We start from the raw sequence: 21086 nt of genomic DNA, 5'->3' as shown, positions 1-21086 counted from the left end.
TAAATTACAAGAAAAATACTATTTTGTGTTTTGATGCTACTCTTCACTAGAATCCGTCAAAACCTTTTCTTCTCCAAATTGCAGCGAAACCAAAACCCCTAGTAAAAGCGAGAGTGCTATAAATCCTAAAGAAGCCCATTCGGGAACTTCTATGTAATCGTGAAGCAACATCTTTAGTCCGACGAAAGCAAGAATTGCTACCAAGCTATATTCCAGATAACTGAATTTTGCCAGCATATTGGCCAAGAAAAAGTACATGGAGCGTAACCCTAAAATCGCAAAAATATTAGAACTGAATACCAAAAACGGGTCAGAAGTAATGGCTAGAATTGCCGGCACACTGTCTACGGCAAATAAGACATCCATAACTTCAATTACAATTAAGGCTACAAATAAAGGTGTAGCGGCTTTTTTAGCAGTATTAGTCGCAATAAAAAATTTTTCGCCCTCCATTTCAGAGGTAAGCGGCATAACCCTTCCTAATGTTTTGTATATAAAGGAATCTTTAGGGTGGAAATTTTCATCTTCGCCGGAGAATAACATTTTGATAGCAGTAAAAATCAGGAAAATTCCAAAAATGTAAGTTGTCCAAGTAAATCTGTTAATCAGCATCACGCCGAAGAAAATCATTAAGCCGCGGAAAACGATGGCGCCTAAAATTCCCCAAAACAAAACCCTATGCTGATATTTTTGCGGTATTTTGAAGGAAGAGAAAATAATGGCAATGACAAAAATATTGTCGACACTGAGTGATAATTCAATTAAATAACCTGTGATAAATTTCATTGATGCCGCAGCGGGCTCTAGTTTATCAGGGTTTGCAATATAATTGGTGGTGTAAAGCCAATAAATGACTCCTGAAAACAAAAAGGATAAAGTTACCCAAACCAATGTCCATTTGCTGGCTTCTTTGGTGCTGATAATATGTGGTGTTTTGTTGAATACGCCTAAGTCTAAAGCAAGAATAAAAACTACAGCAAGTAAAAATAGAGACCAGACTACCATAATTCTTTGATTTAATAATGAATAATGAGGTTGTTGTTTATAATTTTTTTTATAAACGCCTCTCAAATTTAAGAATTTATAAGTCCTTGATTTAACTCAAAAACTTAAAATATTATCTCGGAAAGGGAGTAGGTACTTTCTAAAAACCATGTTTTTTTTTTAAGTCACTGAAAAAAAGGCAAAAAAAATGCCATCGATTACGATGGCATTTAGATAAGCTATAAAGAGAATTATAATGCTGAATTAACAGTTTTGATAATTCTTGCTGCAATTTTGTAAGGGTCTCCGTTTGAAGCTGGTCTTCTGTCTTCTAACCAACCTTTCCATCCTTTTTGAACAGTCATCAAAGGAATTCTGATAGAACATCCTCTGTCTGAAACTCCATAAGAGAAATCGTTGATAGAAGCAGTTTCGTGTTTACCAGTTAAACGCTGATCGTTGTAAGCTCCGTAAACCGCGATGTGCTCTTTTGTAACAGGACGGAAAGCCTCACAGATTTTCTCGTAAGTTTCTTGAGAACCACATGTTCTAAGAACAGAGTTAGAGAAGTTAGCGTGCATTCCAGAACCGTTCCAGTCTGTATCTCCTAGAGGTTTTGGGTGGTATTCAATATAGTAACCATATTTCTCAGTCAAACGGTCTAATAAGTAACGAGCAACCCAGATTTCGTCTCCTGCTTTTTTAGCTCCTTTAGCGAATAATTGGAACTCCCATTGTCCGCAAGCAACCTCTTGGTTGATTCCTTCAAAGTTGATTCCGGCAGCGATACATAAATCAGCATGCTCTTCAACTAATTTTCTACCGTGAGTGTTTTTTCCACCTACTGAGCAGTAGTACATCCCTTGTGGAGCAGGGTATCCTCCAACTGGGAAACCAAGTGGAAGTTGAGTTTTGGTATCCATGATGAAATACTCTTGTTCGAATCCAAACCAAAAATCATCATTATCATCATCAATTGTAGCTCTACCGTTAGAAGGGTGTGGTGTTCCATCAGCATACATAACTTCGCACATTACTAACCATCCGTTGATACGAGTTGGATCTGGATAGATTGCAACTGGAACTAATAAACAGTCAGAAGATCCACCTTCAGCTTGTCTTGTAGACGATCCATCAAATGACCAGTTTCCAAGCTCCTCTAATGTTCCTTTGAAGTTTTCATGTTCTTCAACTTTAGTTTTACTTCTAAGATTTTGAGTTGGTTCATATCCGTCTAACCAAATGTACTCTAACTTAATTTTAGCCATAATAATATAAATTAATTTTTTTGTTTTTTTTCGTTGGGTCAAATATAGATTTATTTTTTTAGTCCTAAAAATTAGGGGGCTATTTTGTTTTGCGAAGTATTATTTTTTAGATAAGCGCAATTTTGGCAGGGGTATATTTTAAATTAAGCAATTTTTTATGGGGTAAAAATTAAAATTCGTAATAATTATAGGTGATTTTTGAATTTTAGAGTTAAGAAATTATGAAAAAATGTTTATTTAATGAAGAATATTGAGGTTTTTTGTTATATTTCTTTACAACAGATTCATTATTCTTTAAAAAAGGCTTTATATCTTGAATTATTCTTGTGCAAAATTCTACAAATTAAGTTTAGAATAGGGAGATTTATTGTATATATTTGCCGATCCATTTTTAATGAAAATTATTACGAATTTTTAAATTTATTGACATGTCAACATTACGTTTCCAAGCTCTACAAGAAGCTTCTAACAGAAAGCCAGTGCATTTTGAAGAAATTGGCCGAAAATCAAATCTTTTCGGTTCAAATGTGTTTAATGAAAAAGCGATGAAGCAATACTTGACTTCTGATGCTTTTAAAGGAGTAAGAGATGCGATTCAGCACGGAACTAAGATAGACAGAAAATTGGCAGACTATATTGCCATGGGGATGAAAGAATGGGCGCTTGCAAAAGGTGTTACACATTATACACACTGGTTTCAACCTTTGACAGGAACGACTGCCGAAAAGCACGATGCTTTTTTTGAAACTTCATATGACGGAAGTGAATCTGTAGAAAAATTTGGTGGCGCTCAATTAGTGCAACAAGAACCAGATGCTTCAAGTTTCCCGAACGGAGGAATCCGTAATACTTTTGAAGCTAGAGGTTATACAGCCTGGGATCCGACTTCGCCAGCCTTTATATACGGTACAACTTTATGTATTCCGACAGTTTTTATTGCTTACACAGGAGAAGCTTTAGACAACAAAATACCTTTATTAAGAGCCTTATCTGCAATCGATGAAGCAGCTACAGAAGTTTGCCGCTATTTTGATAAAAACGTAAAAAAGGTTACAGCAACTTTAGGATGGGAGCAAGAATATTTCTTGATTGACAAAGCTTTAGCAAATTCTCGTCCTGACTTAATGATGACGGGAAGAACATTATTAGGACATACTTCTGCAAAAGGACAGCAGTTAGACGATCACTATTTTGGATCTATCCCGACTCGTGCTCTCACATATATGAGAGATTTGGAACAAGAATGTATGTTGTTGGGAATTCCGGTAAAAACACGTCATAACGAGGTTGCACCAAATCAGTTTGAATTGGCGCCGATTTTTGAGGAAACAAACTTAGCCGTTGACCACAACTCTTTACTGATGGATGTAATGCAGAGAGTGGCAGAACGTCATGATTTTAAAGTTTTATTCCACGAAAAACCATTTAAAGGAGTAAACGGCTCTGGAAAACACAATAACTGGTCATTGGCTACAGATACAGGGGTTAACTTGTTGAGTCCGAGCAAAACACCAATGAGCAATTTGCAGTTTTTAACTTTCTTTATTAATACAATTAAGGCAGTTAACGATAACGAAGCTTTGTTAAGAGCGTCTATCGCAACTGCAAGTAACGATCACAGATTAGGAGCAAATGAGGCGCCACCAGCGATTATGTCGGTATTTATTGGAGCGCAGTTAACCAAAGTTTTGTCTGAGTTAGAAGGTGTAACCACTGGAAAATTATCTCCAGAAGAAAAAACAGATCTTAAACTAAACGTAGTTGGAAAAATTCCAGACGTACTATTAGATAATACTGACCGTAACAGAACTTCGCCTTTTGCTTTCACAGGAAATAAATGGGAATTTAGAGCTGTTGGGTCAAACTCAAACTGTTCTAATGCAATGACAACTTTGAATGCCATTGTTGCCAAACAATTAATCGACTTTAAAAACGAAGTAGAAAACTTGATCGAGTCGAAAGACATGAAAAAGGATGATGCAATTTTTAATGTCTTAAGAGAATACATCAAACAATCTAAAAAAATCCTTTTTGAAGGAGACGGTTACAGCGAAGCTTGGGAAAAAGAAGCTGCTAAAAGAGGTTTGAGCAACTTTAAAACAACGCCTGAAGCGATTAAAGCCAAAGTTTCTAAACAAGCTTTAGAATTGTTTGAGCAATTAGGAATCTTTAATCATGTTGAGGCCGAAGCACGCTACGAAATCGAATTGGAAGAATACACTAAGAAAATCCAGATTGAAGGAAGAGTTTTAGGGGATATTTCTAGAAACCACGTAATTCCGACTGCGATTCGCTACCAAAATACATTAATCGAAAATGTAAAAGGATTAAAAGAAATCTTCGGAAAAGAGTTTGAAACGATTGCAAGAGAGCAGATTGTTCTAATTAAGGAAATTTCGGGTCATATTGAAGGAATCAATTCTAAAGTATTGGCGATGACAAACGAAAGAAAGAAAGCCAATCAGCTGACAGATGCTCAAAAAATGGCCGAAGCGTATTGCAATAATGTGAAGCCTTATTTTGATGAAATACGTAATCATTGTGATAAGCTGGAGCTTTTGGTTGATGACGAAAGCTGGACATTAACAAAGTACAGAGAATTGTTATTTACGAAGTAAAAGTTTTTTGCTAGATATTTTTTTGCCACGAATTACACGAATTCGCACGAATTTATTTTTTTTGATAATCTGATTTAGATGATTTTATAGAAAGAATAAAAATTTGTGAAAATTAGTGCAGTTCGTAGCAAACTTTTTTTGAATCAAGCATACGAATCATTCAAAGAATTGAAAAAAGGGATTATCTTTGCACCACATCAACACAAACTAATTTTCATGAGTTCAGATTCTAGCAAAAGATATGCACAAAGAGGTGTTTCGGCATCAAAAGAAGACGTACACAACGCTATAAAAAACATCGACAAAGGTTTATTTCCGCAGGCTTTCTGTAAAATTGTTCCTGATTATCTAACTCAGGACAACGAACACTGCTTGATCATGCATGCCGACGGAGCGGGTACAAAATCATCTTTGGCTTATATGTACTGGAAAGAAACTGGAGATCTTTCGGTTTGGAAAGGAATCGCTCAAGATGCCTTAATCATGAATATTGATGATTTATTATGTGTTGGAGCAACTGATAATATCTTGCTTTCATCAACAATCGGAAGAAATAAAAACTTAATTCCGGCCGAGGTTATCTCAGCAATCATCAACGGAACAGAAGAGTTGATCAACGAATTAAAATCGTTTGGTGTTACGATTCATTCAACAGGAGGAGAAACTGCAGATGTTGGAGATGTAGTTCGTACTATTATTGTTGATTCAACAGTAACAGCTCGTATGAAACGATCGGATGTTGTAGACAACGCAAATATTAAAGCAGGAGACGTAATTGTAGGTTTAGCTTCTTTCGGACAAGCAACTTACGAGAAAAGCTATAACGGTGGAATGGGAAGTAACGGACTTACTTCTGCACGCCACGACGTTTTCGGGAAATATTTGGCAAAAAAATACCCAGAAAGTTATGATGCTGCTGTTCCAGAAGAATTAATCTATTCTGGACAAGTTAATCTTACGGATGAAGTCGAAAACAGTCCGATAAATGCTGGACAATTAGTGCTTTCTCCAACAAGAACTTATGCACCGATTATCAAGAAAATTTTAGATAAATATACGCCGGAAGATATCCACGGAATGGTGCATTGCAGCGGTGGTGCGCAAACTAAGATTTTACATTTCGTAAAAGACTTGCACGTTATAAAAGACAATTTATTTCCAGTTCCTCCATTGTTTAAATTGATTCAGGAGCAATCTAAAACCGACTGGAAAGAAATGTACCAAGTTTTCAACTGCGGCCACAGAATGGAGCTTTACGTTCCTGAAAATATTGCTCAGGATATTATTGAGATTTCAAAATCATTCAATGTAGACGCGCAGATTGTAGGTAGAGTAGAAGCTTCAGATTCTAAAAAGCTGACAATTACAAGCGAATACGGAACATTCAATTATTAAAATAAATTAACCATATAAGCGATATAAGTTCATTTTAAGTAGGTTTTATTGTCAGGCTGAGCGAAGTCGAAGCCCTTTTTGATTTGACCGCCTTCAATTTCGTTCAGGATGAAATTGATTTTAAAGCACTTATATTTTCTTATATCTCTTATATGGTTTTAAAATATTACTATGTACGAATTACTTTTTTGGAAATATCTAGACGAAATGTACCTGAATAATCAGGAAGTTTATGAAGCTCTTATTGAAAAAGAAGAAGTAGAAGGTCTGGCTGTTCTTCAAATAGATGTAATCGTAAATCGAATAAATTCCGTTTTTTCTGAATGGGAAAGAGTAGATGAAAACAGCTGGAAAAATCCAAAAGGCCGAGGTGCTTTTCAAGTAATCACAACACCTCAAAGCGTCAAAATAGACTGCTACGGAACGGAAGGAAAAACCATGAACAAATTAGTAGACATCATGGAAGAATTCAAATGCCCGCTTTACGACCCTCAAGTTCCAGAACGTTACGATGAAATGAGTGAGTAGTTTTGTTTAGGGTTTCAAGTTTCAGGTTTAAAGTTTCAGGTTTAAAGTTTCAGGTTTCAAGTTTCAAGTTTCAAGTTTTTGGAATTTGGACTCGAGCGATAGCGAACAGACGAAGTAATTTCTAAGTTTTGGAGTTTCTAAGTTTTGGAATTTCTAAGTTTTTGGAATTTCACTTATCTATCCATTTTTCAAAAGCAAATTCTGTTCTTTTCTAAGTTTTGTTACTAGCTGATCAACATACGTTTTTATTTTCTGAGGCAGCGTATTCCAATTTTGATCCTTTTTAAAACTTCTGCAATCGTCTAAGTCACATTCTACAGCGCGGATTGCATATTTTTTGTTTTTATAAACCGTTATAATTTTAAGACGTCTTATTTCTCCATATTCTGTTTTGCTTCCATATACAATAACGGGATCAGTATAGCCATCGCCATCAAGATCTTTGGTGCTGCAATATTTTGTCCAAAACCAAATTGTGGTTTCTTTCGGAACATAATCTTCCAGTAAATCATTAATTCTCCATTTTTCCAAGAAACCACCATGATCATTCATCACGCATATTGCTTGGATTTTCGTATTTAAAGTGTCTTTTTTAGAAATTATTTTTTGATTTTCGGCAAAAATCAAGTCATACACGCCGCTTTTATCTTGAAATTCAATCGCTTTGTAAATAGGAAAATCCGAAATGTTTTCCAGATCTCTATCTTTAATTTCTTGTTTGCTAAGTTTACGGCTTTCATTTTTTTGAGAGAAAATGAAGATTGAATAAAAGGAAAACAGAAGTAGAAGATACTTTTTCATAGTGGTTTTTGGCTAGTAATAAATTCAAAGATATTTAAAAGCTTTCGAGTTGCATTAAAAATAATGTTTTTTAAAAACAGTTTTTATTGTACTTTTCTAAATTAAAACAAAAAATAAGAAAAACTTTAAGATGATTACAATAAATCGCAGCAATTTTCTTTTCGGAATATCACTTTTTATGCTTGGTTTAACTATAAATGGACAGCAAAAAATAAATGAAAAACGAAATTTGATTCAGTACGTAGACCCTATGATTGGTACGGCAAGAATGGGACATACTTATCCTGGCGCTACAGTTCCATTTGGAAGCGTGCAGCTGAGTCCCGAAACCGATACGATTGCTTACAGTCTGAATGGCAAATACAACGGAGAAGTTTATAAATACTGCGCCGGTTATCAGTATGAAGACAAAACGATTGTTGGTTTCAGCCATACGCATTTCAGTGGTACCGGACATTCGGATCTTGGAGATTTCCTAATCATGCCGACAGTAGGCAAACTTCAGCTAAATCCGGGAACTGCTTCTAAACCAGAATCAGGTTATCGTTCTGTATTTTCGCATAAAACAGAAAAAGCCGAACCAGCCTATTACAGCGTGCTATTAGAAGATCACCAGATTAAGGCAGAGTTTACAGCTACCACGCGCGTCGGAATGCATCAATACACTTTCCCAAAATCTAATGAAGCACATATTATTCTGGATTTAACTGCCGGAATCTATAATTACGACAAAAAAAATGTCTGGACTTTTGTACGTGTAGAAAACGATACTTTAATTACAGGTTACCGTCAGACCAATGGGTGGGCGAGAACCAGAACGGTTTATTTTGCCATGTCTTTTAACAAACCAATAAAAAGTTATGGTCAGCAGGCACAGGAAAAAAGTGTTTATGGAGGTTTTTGGCGAAAATTTGATCAGACCAAAAATTTTCCAGAAATGGCAGGACAAAACTTAAAATTGTTTTTTGATTTTGATACTAACGAAGGCGAAAAAATCAAAATCAAAATGGCTTTATCTCCAGTAAGTTCGGCAGGAGCATTGGAAAATATGAAAAAGGAAACTCCTGACTGGGATTTTGAAAAAGTAAAAAAACAAAGTCAGGAAATTTGGAATCGTGAGTTGAATAAAATTCAGATTGAAGCTATTCAGAAAGAAGATTATGTAAACTTTTACACCGCAATGTACCATGCGTTTCTAGGTCCCACAGAATACATGGATTTAGACCGAAATTATAAAGGTTTGGATATGAATGTGCATAAAGCAGAAAACTTTACCAATTACACTAGTTATTCGCTTTGGGATACGTATCGGGCTTTGCATCCGCTCTTTAATATTGTGCAGCCAAAACGAAATAGCGACATGGTAAGTTCGATGTTGGCACATTCTGATCAAAGTGTTCATAAAATGCTGCCTATTTGGTCGCACTATGCCAATGAAAACTGGTGCATGATCGGGTATCATTCGGTTTCGGTTGTGGCAGATGCAATTGTAAAAGGCAATGTAAATTTTGATGCTGCAAAAGCGCTTCAAGCCTGTGTCAATACTGCAAAAGTGCCTTATTACGATGGACTCGAATACTACCTAAAACAGGGTTATGTGCCAGAAGACAAAAATGGTTCTTCGGTTTCTAAAACTTTAGAATATGCTTATGATGACTGGGCAATTGCGCAAGCGGCAAAGAAACTTGGGAAGACGGATGTATATAATGAATTTATTAAAAGATCGGAGAATTATAAAAACGTTTACGATGCCAAAACGGGATTTATGCGTCCAAAATTAGCTGATGGAACTTTTAAGAAAGAATTTGATCCTTTAGATACGCATGGGCAAGGTTTTATTGAAGGAAATTCATGGAATTACAGTTTGTATGTGCCTCACGATCCATCAGAAATGGTTAAAATGATGGGAGGAAACGATCAGTTTAAAGTCCGTTTAGATTCGCTGTTTACTATGCATCTTCCGGACAAATATTTTGAAAATACGGAAGACATTACCAGAGATGGAATCATTGGAAATTACGTTCACGGAAACGAGCCTTCGCATCACGTAGTTTATTTGTACAATTGGACAGATTCTCCATGGAAAGCACAAGATAAAATTAGAATGATCTTAAAAAAAATGTACAGAAATGGAGCTGATGGCTTAGGTGGAAATGATGATTTCGGACAAATGAGCGCTTGGTATATTTTCAGCAGTTTAGGATTTTATCCAGTTGCGCCAGGTTCAAACGAATACGCTTTAGGAAGTCCGTTAATGAAAAACGCCATTTTAAATTTGGAAAACGGAAAAATCTTTGAAGTCACAACCGTTAATCAATCTGATAAAAATGTATTTGTTTCAAAAGTGCTTTTAAACGGAAAAGAGCTTTCGAGACCTTTCTTAAAGCATGAAGATGTTGTGAATGGCGGAAAAATTACGTTTTATATGAGCAGTAAACCGAACAAGAAGAATTTTAAAAGTTAAGGGTCGATTTTAGACCTAAGAGGTTTTAAAAACCTGTTAGGTCTTTTTGTCTAAGGATATAATTTAATTCGAGAAAATTTGTGCAATTCGTGGCAGAACAAGAAAAAACTTTACGAAATTTGCCCTTCAAATAAAGACAAGTAAATATGAAGATAAATTTAAAATCAGGAATTGATAAACTGCTTTTCGGAATGAAGCAGCATGATGTAACAGCGGCTTTAGGAAAACCTGATAAAAACTATAAAGACGAAGATGAGAACGTGATTTTTGTGTACAATGCACTAAAAGCACGATTGACATTTTATCAAGAAGAAGATTTCAAATTGGGTTATATAGTAGCATCAAGTGCCGATTTAGAAGTTTTCGGATTTAAATTAATCGGAAGAAATATTGCTGATGTAAAAAAGGATTTTGCTGGTAAAGGAATTACAAAATACACCCAAGAAACTTTTGACACTTTTGAAAATTACTTTAACGAAGACAACTGGTTTATTCTTCAAACCGAATTTAATGAGGTTGTGAAATTTGAAATAGGTGCCATAATCAACAGCAAAGACGAATTTGACTGGAAATTTCCGGTGAAGAAATAGATATCTAAAACTTTGTTTAGTTCTTAGAACTCATAAAAAAAACCGACAATCACTTGTCGGTCTTTTTATGCTTTTAAAAGAAATTATCCCTTTAACCATGCATTTTTAAGCTTATCTCTAGAAGCATCAACTGCTTTAAAAGTTTCGGCTTCTTCGTATGGCAATTTTACAGTTCCTTTAATAGTTTCTTCTTTCCCATTACGCTTAACTTTTAAAGAGATTGGGTCGTTTTCTTTCCAGTTTTCACTTTCTGTAATCAAATCATAGATGTTGTCCAGATTGTAAGATTTGTTGTTTACAGCTAGAATGATGTCGTTGCCTTTAAGATTTAAGTTTTTAAAGAAATCATTTATTTCGATGTCAGGACGAACAGCGATTTCTTTTGTCGCTTTATCCACTTTGATGTAAGGAGTTTGACCTTTCAAAAACGGATTGCCTGGTTTTTTCTCTTTCGCTTTAGCAACACCCACTTTTGCCAGATAAAAATCGTAAGGTATCGGAGTTGTTCCTGCAACATATTTTGTTAAGAATTCACCAACTTCAGGATAAGTCAATGAAGTGATTTTTGCAAAAAGCTCGTTGTCGTTAAATGGTTTTTCTACACCATATTCGTTAGATAATTTATGCATCAAATCAAGAATTCCTCTTTCGCCGTTGCTTTTTTCTCTTATGATGATGTCAATGCACATTCCGATTAAAGCACCTTTCTGATAAACATTCAGATATTGGTCTTTATACGGTTGCTCCAAGACATTCGCACTCATTTTGGTAAACGACATTGTATCATCTAAACTTTTAGACTGTTGGATTTTGTCTGCAATACGAGTGTAGAATTCAGCTTCGTCAATCAAGCCTTGATTGATTTGGAAAAGATTGGCAAAGTATTCTGTTACACCTTCGTACATCCATAAGTGCTCAGACATTTTTGGGTCGTTATAGTCAAAAAACTGAATTTCTTTAGAATGAATCGTTAATGGAGTCACGATATGGAAGAATTCGTGCGAAACCACATCTTTCATCGATTCAACCAATTTTTCTTTTGGCATCGATTCAGGCAAGACAACTGTTGTAGCGGTAGGGTGCTCAAGTGCTCCAAATCCGTGCGCATCGTCTTTTGCCATACTTGAAAGATACAATAGAACCGTATATTTTTTAGTAGAATTTACTTTTCCTAAAAAGTTTTTCTGAGCGGTCATCATGGTTTTCATCTCTGGAGTAATGCTTTCTGCAGTAAACTTTCCAGTCGGAGAATAAACAGCAATCAGAATATCCATTCCGTTTACGTTAAAAGTAGTGTAATCCGGTTTAGAATACATGATCGGATTTTCGACTAAAACGGCATAACGTGAAGTCTTAAAAACATCCGAAGTTTTACTGTCATCTTCATCTGTCATAGAAGTTGCGCCCCAAAGCGTTTCTGGATGCGTAATTGTAACTTTATAAGGAACATCTAACTTATCCTGAAAATAGCCTACAAATCCGTGAGTATTAACCATAAAGTTTACACCAGCATTGATGTTTGTTCCGGCAGGAGAAAATACATCGTCATTTCCGAATCCTGTACCTTTTTCAGTATCAAAAGTATCGTTTACCAAATAGGTTATTTTGCTCAAAGTCTTTGCATTTGAGATAGACCAAGAGTTGTCATTAATTCTCTTTACTGTAAGAGCGTTTCCTTTGGCATCAAAAGCCTTGAAATCTTCTGAATATTTACCGTAATTGTCTGTAGAATAAGTTCCAGGAACCGTTTTAGGAATGCTGTAAACAATTTCGTCTGTTTTAATGGCTGGAGGAGTAACAGTTACTAAAACTTTATCGTCTTTTACGTCAGTTAAATTAATGTTCACTTCTACCGTATTGCTTTTAGCGGATCCAGTGCTACCTGTTTTACAGCTCCAAAAGGTTACCGCCAGAGCTAGGGTGTAAAGTATTTTCTTCATTTGTATATGTTTAGTTAATTGTATTTGTCACAAAATGTATCGAAAAGTTACTAAAAAATTACATTAAATTAAAAAATAAAAAAAAGCTCCTGAAAACAAGAGCTTTAAATTTTAGTCGAATTTATTTTTTATATAATACTTTCCATCCAAATCTTCGTCAAAATCATCTATTTTTATCGGTTTCGGTTTCGGTTTATTTGCAATTGCCTTCTTTTTCCACATCTCAAATTTTTCAAGAGGCATTTTCTTCTTCATAATTTCCAGAACTTCTTTTTCTGCCAATCCAAATTCTTTTTTTATAATTTCAAATGGATTTTTTTCTTCTAGAGCCAGCGAAACAAGTCTTTCAGTTTGCTCCCAAGTCAATTCTTTACGGTTACTCTTTTTCATCTCGTGAAAATTAATTCAAAATAGGGGGTTAATGATTAATAGATTGATTTTCAATTTCTGTATCAATATTAAAAAAAAAAATAATAAGTTGTTTCGGTAAAGAAGCTTTTTTTTATTGATTTTGTTTGTTTTTTGGAGATTTTGATTTTTGAAACGGAATTTTTAACAAATTCTTCAATTGATTGTTTTCTTCTGCTCGCATATGGGTGTCTACTCCATATACAAGCTCTTCTTTTGGGAGATAAGTAAAAGTCCCGAAAATTCGATCCCAAATAGAAAATATATTACCGTAATTACTGTCGGTATACGGCAATACATAATGGTGATGCACTTTATGCATATTGGGAGAAACTATAAAATAGCTTAGATAGGCGTCTAATTTTTTGGGAAGAGAAATATTTGCATGATTGAACTGCGAAAAAACGACCGATAAAGATTGGTACAGGAAAACCATCCACATCGGGCTGCCAACAATCAGCACTCCTAGAACCGTAAATATAAAACGCATTACACTTTCACCGGGATGGTGACGGTTGGCGGTTGTTGTATCAATCCAAGTGTCAGTATGGTGGATCAAATGAAAACGCCATAAAAACTTCACTTTATGTTCGATTAAATGCACTAAATAAGCTCCTATTAAATCTAACAGCAATAAACCGATTAGCGCATAAAGCCAAAGAGGCATTTCTGGAAGCCATTGCAGAATGCCAAAATTATTTTTTGTTGTCCAGTCTGCGGCTAAAAGTAAGATGAAAGCCAAAATAAAATTCACCACAATAGTAGTAAATGTAAAAAAGAAATTTATGCCTGCATGATGCCACTTTTTATATTTCATCTGAAAAAGCGGAAAAGTATTTTCGACTAACCAAAAAAATGTGATGCCGCCAACCAGAATAAGGCTTCTGTGAGAAGACGGAATAGTGCTGAAATAATTTACAATCTCATTCATAATAATACTGTCTTTTGGGTCAAATTTAGATAATTCAATAAAATGACATAATTATTTTTGTTAAAATTGTAATGAGTGGTATTATTTGTTAGAATTCTTCTTAGCGCTAAAAAAAGAGAAAAGTAATAGCGACTTTTCTCTTTTTTTAGTTTTTAGAATAGACAATTATTTTTTGAGGACTATTTTTTAGGCCTCTGCATGATTTTGTAGTAAGGTCTTATACAGAAATCCCGCCGCAAGCGCACCCAGAATTGGCGCTGCCCAAAAAAGCCAGACTTGTGATAATGGCTCTCCACCAGTAAAAACAGCCTGAGATAAAGATCTTGCCGGATTTACAGAGGTATTGGTTATAGGAATACTGATTAAATGAATTAAGGTAAGCCCAAGTCCAATTACAATACCGCAGAAACTTGTATTGGCAAATTTATCTGTCGCACCGAGTATAATTAATAAGAAAAATAAAGTCAGTACAAATTCGGCTATAAAAGCGGCTTGCAAGCTGTAACCATCTGGAGAAAAAGCTCCAAAACCATTTGATGCAAATGCTCCTGCTTTTGTATTATCTATAACGAAGCCGGCTTTTCCAGAAGCGATTGTATATAAAGTTCCCGCTGCAGCAATTGCGCCAATACATTGTGCGATAATGTACGGAATGAGGTCTTTTGCTGGAAATCTGCCACCAGCCCATAAACCAAATGATACGGCCGGATTAAAATGTCCGCCAGAAATATGACCGACTGCGTAAGCCATCGTCAGAACGGTTAAACCAAAAGCTAAGGCTACGCCAGCAAAACCAATACCTAATTCTGGATATGCGGCGGCAAAAACAGCGCTTCCGCAGCCTCCAAAAACAAGCCAGTAAGTTCCGAAGAACTCTGCAAACAATTTTTTCATAATAAAATTTATTTAATGGTTAATGTTAGAATGTATAGAGATATGCCCAATACATCAATACTATTTGTAAGGGCAAACGTACAAATAAAATCCATTTAGGTAAACCAAAACCTGCTTTTTTATTTTGAAACATGTATAAGTTGGCAGGGAATACCGCAACTAAAAGCAGTATAATTCCCCATGCGGCATAAGGGCTTGTAAAAGGAAAGACAAGCAAAAGGCTTAATATTATTTCGGCTGCTCCGCTTAGGTAGTTTAGTAGTTTAGGGTTTTTAAATACAGGCGGAATGATTTTGATGTACATTCCTGGTTTTCTAAAATGATTGATCCCAGCCAGTAAATAAAGTAACGCCATTAAATACAGATGCCAAGACAGGTTCATGATATGTAATTGTTTATCACGAAATTATAAAAAATTAACCATTCTTCTGCTACAGTTTTTATTTTTTTGCTGAAAAGTATTAGTGCTGTTTTCTTCTGAAATTTAAATTCATGATTATAATTGCCAAAATGATCAGAATAATTCCAATCCATTGTGATAGAATTACTTTTTCATTAAGTAGGATATAAGCCATCATTACCGATACCGGAAGTTCAAGAGCAGAAACAATGCTTCCTAAACCGATACCAGTAAGCGGGAAACCGGCATTCATGAGCATTGGCGGAATTATGGTTCCAAACAACGCTAGAACTATTCCCCATTTCATAAAAATATCCAGATTGAATGGAGCAGTTTGCGTACAGAATGCAAACGAGAAAACAATAACAGCGCCGCCAGAAAGCATGTATAAACTTCTTTGAGCGGAAGAAATGCCTGTTGCCACACGATTGGCTGTAAACATCGTTGTTGTAAAAGACGCCGCGGCCAAAAAGCCCCATACAATACCGCGCCAATCTAATCTGATTTCATTGTTAAGAATATTGGTTGCGAGCACCGTTCCGAAAAGAACTATAAATACGGCAACAACTTTTTGTTTTGAGGGTAGTTTTTTTTCCAGGATCATTTCTAGAATAACACCCATCCAAACAGTTTGCATCAATAAGACAATACCAATAGAAACGGGGATATATTTTACCGCCAGATAATAAAACAAACTAGTCATTCCGAGAGAAGTTCCGGCTAGCATTAGGCTGAAAATATTTTTTGGAGTTGCTTTTGCACTCGTATTTTTATTTTTTATTTTCTGAAATGTATTAATCAGCAAAATTCCAATTAGTCCATAAACAAATTGAGAGGTTGTCACTTCTGCAGTTGTAAAACCTTCAGAATAAGCAATTTTTACAAAAGTAGCCAACATGCCGTAAGTCGCAGCTCCGATGGCAACCAGAAAAACCCCTTTTAATACATTGTTTTGAGACGTCATAATTTGTTTGTTTTTAAAAAATTCAAGCCGGCAAAGATACGCTATTTTATTTGGGATTTAATGTGAAATCGACGCAAAGATCGTATTATGAATATTTGAAAGGCATTTTAAATCTGTTTTTTAAAGATTTGACAAATTATGATAAAATAAAAAACCACCAAATTGCTTTGGTGGTTCTGTTATTTTTTGCAAAACTATTACTTTGTTGGTTGCGTTTGATAAGTTTCAATTTCGAAAATTAAAGATGCATTTGGCGGAATCACGCCGCCGGCACCTCTTTCTCCGTAAGCTAAGTTTGAAGGCAAGAAGAAAATTGCTTTTTCTCCGTCAGTCATCATTCCTAATGCTTCTATAAAACCTGGAATCATACCGTCTTTTTTTCCTACAGTAAAAGGAAATGCTTGATATCCTTTTTGAGAATCTCTTGCAGCATTATATTGTCCGTAGATTTTCGCAACGCTTGTGATACTGGTATCAAATAAATTTCCGTCTTCAAAATATCCAGCGTAATGAAAGTAAATTGTAGATCCCTCAGCACCTTTTGCGCCAGTTCCCTTTTGCGTTACCAGATATTTTAATCCTGATGGCGTTGTTGTCGCTTTTGCTTTCGCAGCTGCGAAATAAGCCGCTTTATCAGTGATTACTTTTTTATCATCGCTCAAAACTTTTAAAGCATCAAACTTTTTAGCGGCCGCACCTTTACGAGTAATGGTGATTTTAGTCATAACATCGTCCTGAACAATTTTATTTACATTGTCCATCCCAGAAACTACATGACCAAAAATAGTATGCTTTCCATTTAGCCAAGGAGTATCTTTATGGGTGATAAAAAACTGGCTTCCGTTTGTTCCTGGTCCTGAGTTTGCCATAGCCAAAACACCGCCTTTTTCAAAACGCAGATCATCAGCAAATTCATCCTTAAAAGAGTAACCCGGACCACCAGTTCCGTTTCCTTCAGGATCACCACCTTGAATCATAAAATCATTGATCACACGGTGAAACTTCAATCCATCATAAAATGGCTTTCCTTTTAGTCTTTCTACTGTAACATAAGGGTTTTTTCCTTCGGCTAAAGAAATAAAATTAGCTACAGTTATAGGCGCTTTTACATATTCTAATGAAAGAACGATATCTCCTTTGGTAGTAGAAATAGTGGCGAAAATGCCTTCATTTGAATCTGTTTTCACAGCTGTTTTAGCAGCAGCTGGCTTAGGTTTTACGGGAGCTGGTTTTTTAACCTGCGCCTGAATATTTACAAACGCCAAGCAGAATAAAAATAGAAATTTAAATTTCATTTCTTTCAAATTTAAGTCTTTAATAAATGTTTAAAATTAAGGTTTTTCTAAAAGCTGCACCTCAAAAATGATATTCGCATTTGGCGGAATTACGCCTCCAGCTCCAGTTTCTCCATAAGCTAAATGCGATGGGATAAACAAGATTGCCTTATCACCAAATGAAAGCTGTTCGATTCCTTCAATAAAACCAGGAATCATGCCGTCTTTTTTACCAGCTTTAAACGGAATTGGTTGATATCCGTTAGCTTCAGCTCTTTGAGGATCGTATTTCCCAAATGCTTTAGCTACATCCTGAACACTGGCATCAAATAACGTTCCGTCTTCTAGAAAACCTGCATAGTGAATGTATATCTGAGTTCCGATTGCAGGTTTTTTACCGCTTCCTTTTTCAGTAATTACATATTCTAAACCACTTGTTGTTTTAGTTGCTTTAGTTCTTTGAGCAGCGTAATAAGCTACCTTTTCTTTTTTAACAGAAGCGTATTTGCCTTGTTCTTTGGCAATGTCTGCAAAATAATCGTGAAAAACTTTTACGGCATCAAATTTTTTAGCTGCCTCACCATTTCTGATAATAGTTACTGCAATAATAGTATCTCCCTGAATAACACTATTTACAACATCCTGTGTTTTTTGATCTACTACATGACCGAAAATAGTATGTTTTCCCTCTAACCAAGGAGTTTCTACATGGGTGATAAAAAACTGACTGCTGTTTGTTCCTGGGCCGTTGTTTGCCATTGCAAGAACTCCAGCTTTATCAAATTTTAAATCTGAAAATTCATCTTTAAATTTATAGCCAGTGTCTCCAGAACCAGTTCCGAGGGGATCACCACTCTGAATCATAAAATCAGCGATTACTCTATGGAATTTCAGGCCATCAAAAAAAGGTTTCTTTTTAAGGTTTTCGTGTGTTACAAATTCATTTTTACCTTCTGCAAGAGTCACAAAATTGGCAACTGTAATGGGCGCTTTTTTATAGTCAAGTTCTACGATGATATGACCTTTATTAGTCTCAATGTCGGCATATAATCCATCAGGTAAATTACTATGGTCGTTTTTGCAAGAATAAAAAGAGCTAATGGCAATTAGTAATAATAAAATAATCTTTTTCATTTTAAAATGCTTTTTTTATGGAGTTAATGTGTCTTTTTTCGCTGTTGTTGCCGGTTTTGCAGCTGGTTTTGGCGTTGTCGGTTTTGGGTCCTGAACCGTCGGAGCAGTATTTGTAGCTGGAGCATTAGTTGCCGGTTCGCTGTTCTGAGAATTTGTGTCGGGAACAAAATTTCGTAGTGTAACCGTACAGATTAATGACTGGTTTGGACCAATTTTTTTATTATCACCATGATACCCGTAAGCCATATGAGACGGGAACAAAAAGGTTACAACCTCATTTTTGCGCATTCTTTTTATACCGTCACGCAGTCCCATCATGATATCTTCTTTATCGATATAGTAGGTTTGTGGACCCAAATCGGATTCCGAATAAATGATTTTTCCGCTGATATCTTTTATTTCGAGATTAAAATAAGCGATATCTCCTTTTCTTGGTGTTGCGGTCTCGTTATTGTTTCTTTCATCATAATAAAACCAATACCCTTTTGGAGTTGCGTAGTATTTTATTTTCGGATTGCTTTTGATGATTTTTTTAATAACATCTTCTTCATTTGCCACGAGCTTTTTGTTTCTGTCGATAGACTTTTTCATAAAACTGCCTGAAGAAACATTTTTAGGCCTTCGAGCTTCCTCAGGATGCTTGCAGCTTACTACCAAAACTGCCGCAGCAAATACAGAAATACTAAATTTCAAATAGTTTTTCATTGGGGTTAGATTTTTAGTTTAGTTACTAAATCTTCAAATTTTTTCACCGTTTCTTCCATAGAGTTTTCGGATCTTCCGCCTGCGGCATTGCTGTGTCCGCCGCCGTTAAAATGATCTCTAGCAAATTGGTTTACATCAAAACCGCCTTGCGAACGGAAAGAAATCTTAATGATGTTTTCATCTTTATTTTCAATAAAAATAGCTGTAAAAACAATTCCTTTTATGCTTAAGCCGTAATTAACGATTCCTTCTGTATCTCCTTTTTCATAATTAAACGAATCCAGTTCTTCCTGGGTAAGCGTCATGTACGAGGTTTTATGCTCTTCAAAAATTTTCATGTTTTGTAAAGCACGGCCTAAAAGCTGTAATCTGCTGAATGAGCTGTTGTCGAATAATAATACTGGAATTTCAGTATTTTCTACTCCTAAATCTATCAGTTCTCCTATAATTCTATGTGTATTTCCTGTAGTTCCAGGAAAACGGAAAGAACCCGAATCTGTCAAAATTCCAGTGTAGATGCATGTGCCGATGGTTTTGTCAATATCTTCTTTTTTGTTTAAGAAATTGATGAAGTTGTAGACCATTTCACAGGTTGATCCATAAGAGGTATCCGAGTAAGTATAAATGGCATAGTCATCAGGTTTTTGATGATGATCTATCATTATAAAGGGAACTGTAAGCTTTTTCAGTGCCTGTTCCATTAGATCGCCTGTACGGTGAAAAGCATTAAAATCGAGCGTGAAAATTAATTCAGCTTCTTCTAAAATTGTGGTACAGTTTTGTGTGTCTTTTTCAAATATTTTAACGGTTTCTGATCCTGGAAGCCAAGCCAAAAAGTTAGGAAAATCATTTGGGGCGATGACAGTTGCCTGATGATTATTTTTTATTAAAAAGTGATATAAAGCTAATGTTGAACCCATCGCATCTCCATCTGGTCCTCTGTGCGGAATGATGGCTATTTTCTTTGGGGATGCGAGTAATAATTGAATCGCTTGAATGTCTTGTATTTTCATAGTGTGCGAATTTACATTTTTTTAATGTAATGCTGAAAATATTTTTAGTATTCGGTTGCAGAGGTCAGAGGTCAGTTTTTTTAGTGTTCAGTTGGGTTTTGCAATTGTCTGAGTGATTTTGTTTTGAAATTTGATTTTCTGTATGAATTTAGTACGCTGATGAAACGGATTTGCTTTCGCGAAAACGCTGATTTAAACGGATTTTTTTATCTGTATTTCCTAGAATGAGTTGTTTTATATTAACTCGTTGGGTGAAATTATTTTCAACACATAGAAACATAGTTTAACTAAACTTAAAAAAAGGCGTTTCACTAGTTTTGAATGCACATAGTTAGCTATGTGTGGAAAGTTGTTTCTTCCATTTTCTTTTTCGCCACGAAAAACTATGCCTCTATGTGTTAAAATGCTTCTACTTTTTAATTACACCCAACGGGTTTATGTTAATGAATTTCAATCTCTAGATGTTTTTTTGGGTTTCAATTAAAGTTCCATAGGAACGAGGCATTTTGTAGCAACGGATTTTAATCCGTTGGAAATTTTAGTGATCAGTTGAGTTTTTGTAATAGTCTGAGTGATTTTGTTTCGAAATTTGATTTTCTGTATGAAGTTAGTACGCTGATGAAACGGATTCGCTTTCGCGAAAACGCTGATTTAAACGGATTTTTTTATCTGTATTTCCTAGAATGAGTTGTTTTATATTAACTCGTTGGGTGAAATTATTTTCAACACATAGAAACATAGTTTAACTAAACTTAAAAAAGGCGTTTCACTAGTT

18 protein-coding genes are annotated in these 21086 nt (G+C 35.4%); 5 read left to right on the top strand and 13 right to left on the bottom strand.

The window, feature by feature from the left end; translation table 11 throughout:
• Nucleotides 1-36: 36 nt before the first annotated feature.
• Both E0W73_RS04830 and E0W73_RS04825 read right to left on the bottom strand, forming a co-directional pair.
• Complete coding sequence (locus tag E0W73_RS04830; protein ID WP_135220963.1) at nt 37-1005, bottom strand: TerC family protein; 969 nt, start codon at nt 1003-1005, stop codon at nt 37-39.
• 230 nt (nt 1006-1235) lie between these two features.
• A complete protein-coding gene (locus E0W73_RS04825; RefSeq protein ID WP_135220962.1) occupies nt 1236-2252 on the bottom strand; it encodes a glutamine synthetase beta-grasp domain-containing protein in 1017 nt (338 codons plus the stop codon).
• Between the two features lie 428 nt (nt 2253-2680).
• Here E0W73_RS04825 and E0W73_RS04820 point away from each other — a divergent pair, with 428 nt between their 5' ends.
• The 3 genes from E0W73_RS04820 to E0W73_RS04810 all read left to right on the top strand — a co-directional run bounded on the left by E0W73_RS04820 (nt 2681) and on the right by E0W73_RS04810 (nt 6793).
• Nucleotides 2681-4870, top strand: coding sequence for a glutamine synthetase III family protein (locus E0W73_RS04820; RefSeq protein WP_135220961.1), 2190 nt, complete (start codon nt 2681-2683; stop codon nt 4868-4870).
• A 216-nt stretch (nt 4871-5086) separates the two neighbouring features.
• Nucleotides 5087-6265: an AIR synthase related protein gene (locus E0W73_RS04815; RefSeq protein ID WP_135220960.1), complete on the top strand. Its 1179-nt coding sequence runs from the start codon at nt 5087-5089 to the stop codon at nt 6263-6265.
• Between the two features lie 171 nt (nt 6266-6436).
• Entirely contained in the window at nt 6437-6793 is a 357-nt protein-coding gene (locus E0W73_RS04810; RefSeq protein WP_135220959.1) for a hypothetical protein, read from the top strand.
• Between the two features lie 177 nt (nt 6794-6970).
• Here the strand turns inward: E0W73_RS04810 and E0W73_RS04805 are convergent, their stop codons facing one another.
• Entirely contained in the window at nt 6971-7594 is a 624-nt protein-coding gene (locus tag E0W73_RS04805; protein ID WP_135220958.1) for a M949_RS01915 family surface polysaccharide biosynthesis protein, read from the bottom strand.
• 130 nt (nt 7595-7724) lie between these two features.
• On the opposite strand from E0W73_RS04805, the gene E0W73_RS04800 reads away from it, so the two are divergent.
• Both E0W73_RS04800 and E0W73_RS04795 read left to right on the top strand, forming a co-directional pair.
• Nucleotides 7725-10058, top strand: a complete 2334-nt coding sequence (locus E0W73_RS04800; protein ID WP_135220957.1) for a GH92 family glycosyl hydrolase — start codon at nt 7725-7727, stop codon at nt 10056-10058.
• A gap of 146 nt (nt 10059-10204) precedes the next feature.
• Nucleotides 10205-10648, top strand: coding sequence for a hypothetical protein (locus E0W73_RS04795; protein WP_135220956.1), 444 nt, complete (start codon nt 10205-10207; stop codon nt 10646-10648).
• Nucleotides 10649-10731: 83 nt separating this feature from the next.
• Here E0W73_RS04795 and E0W73_RS04790 read toward each other — a convergent pair whose 3' ends face one another.
• From E0W73_RS04790 to E0W73_RS04745, 10 genes are all read right to left on the bottom strand, one after another.
• A complete protein-coding gene (locus E0W73_RS04790) occupies nt 10732-12588 on the bottom strand; it encodes a M61 family metallopeptidase (RefSeq protein WP_135220955.1) in 1857 nt (618 codons plus the stop codon).
• A gap of 111 nt (nt 12589-12699) precedes the next feature.
• Nucleotides 12700-12978 (bottom strand): DUF2805 domain-containing protein, encoded by a 279-nt coding sequence (locus tag E0W73_RS04785; protein WP_135220954.1) that lies wholly within the window; start codon nt 12976-12978, stop codon nt 12700-12702.
• Nucleotides 12979-13090: 112 nt separating this feature from the next.
• Complete coding sequence (locus E0W73_RS04780) at nt 13091-13927, bottom strand: sterol desaturase family protein (RefSeq protein WP_135220953.1); 837 nt, start codon at nt 13925-13927, stop codon at nt 13091-13093.
• Nucleotides 13928-14113: 186 nt separating this feature from the next.
• Nucleotides 14114-14821, bottom strand: coding sequence for an aquaporin Z (aqpZ, locus tag E0W73_RS04775; RefSeq protein WP_135220952.1), 708 nt, complete (start codon nt 14819-14821; stop codon nt 14114-14116).
• Nucleotides 14822-14846: 25 nt separating this feature from the next.
• Nucleotides 14847-15203 (bottom strand): DoxX family protein, encoded by a 357-nt coding sequence (locus E0W73_RS04770; RefSeq protein ID WP_135220951.1) that lies wholly within the window; start codon nt 15201-15203, stop codon nt 14847-14849.
• A 79-nt stretch (nt 15204-15282) separates the two neighbouring features.
• Entirely contained in the window at nt 15283-16185 is a 903-nt protein-coding gene (locus E0W73_RS04765) for an EamA family transporter (RefSeq protein ID WP_135220950.1), read from the bottom strand.
• 197 nt (nt 16186-16382) lie between these two features.
• Nucleotides 16383-17480: a peptidylprolyl isomerase gene (locus tag E0W73_RS04760; protein WP_135220949.1), complete on the bottom strand. Its 1098-nt coding sequence runs from the start codon at nt 17478-17480 to the stop codon at nt 16383-16385.
• Between the two features lie 36 nt (nt 17481-17516).
• Nucleotides 17517-18593 (bottom strand): peptidylprolyl isomerase, encoded by a 1077-nt coding sequence (locus E0W73_RS04755; RefSeq protein WP_135220948.1) that lies wholly within the window; start codon nt 18591-18593, stop codon nt 17517-17519.
• Between the two features lie 15 nt (nt 18594-18608).
• Entirely contained in the window at nt 18609-19298 is a 690-nt protein-coding gene (gldI, locus tag E0W73_RS04750; RefSeq protein WP_135220947.1) for a gliding motility-associated peptidyl-prolyl isomerase GldI, read from the bottom strand.
• Between the two features lie 5 nt (nt 19299-19303).
• Entirely contained in the window at nt 19304-20311 is a 1008-nt protein-coding gene (locus E0W73_RS04745; RefSeq protein WP_135220946.1) for a DHH family phosphoesterase, read from the bottom strand.
• Nucleotides 20312-21086 lie beyond the last annotated feature (775 nt).

It is taken from the genome of Flavobacterium foetidum (assembly GCF_004634245.1).
GTDB classification, from domain to species: Bacteria; Bacteroidota; Bacteroidia; order Flavobacteriales; family Flavobacteriaceae; genus Flavobacterium; species Flavobacterium foetidum.
Note: the sequence above shows the minus strand (reverse complement) of the source record. Positions and strands in the feature narration are given on the sequence as shown.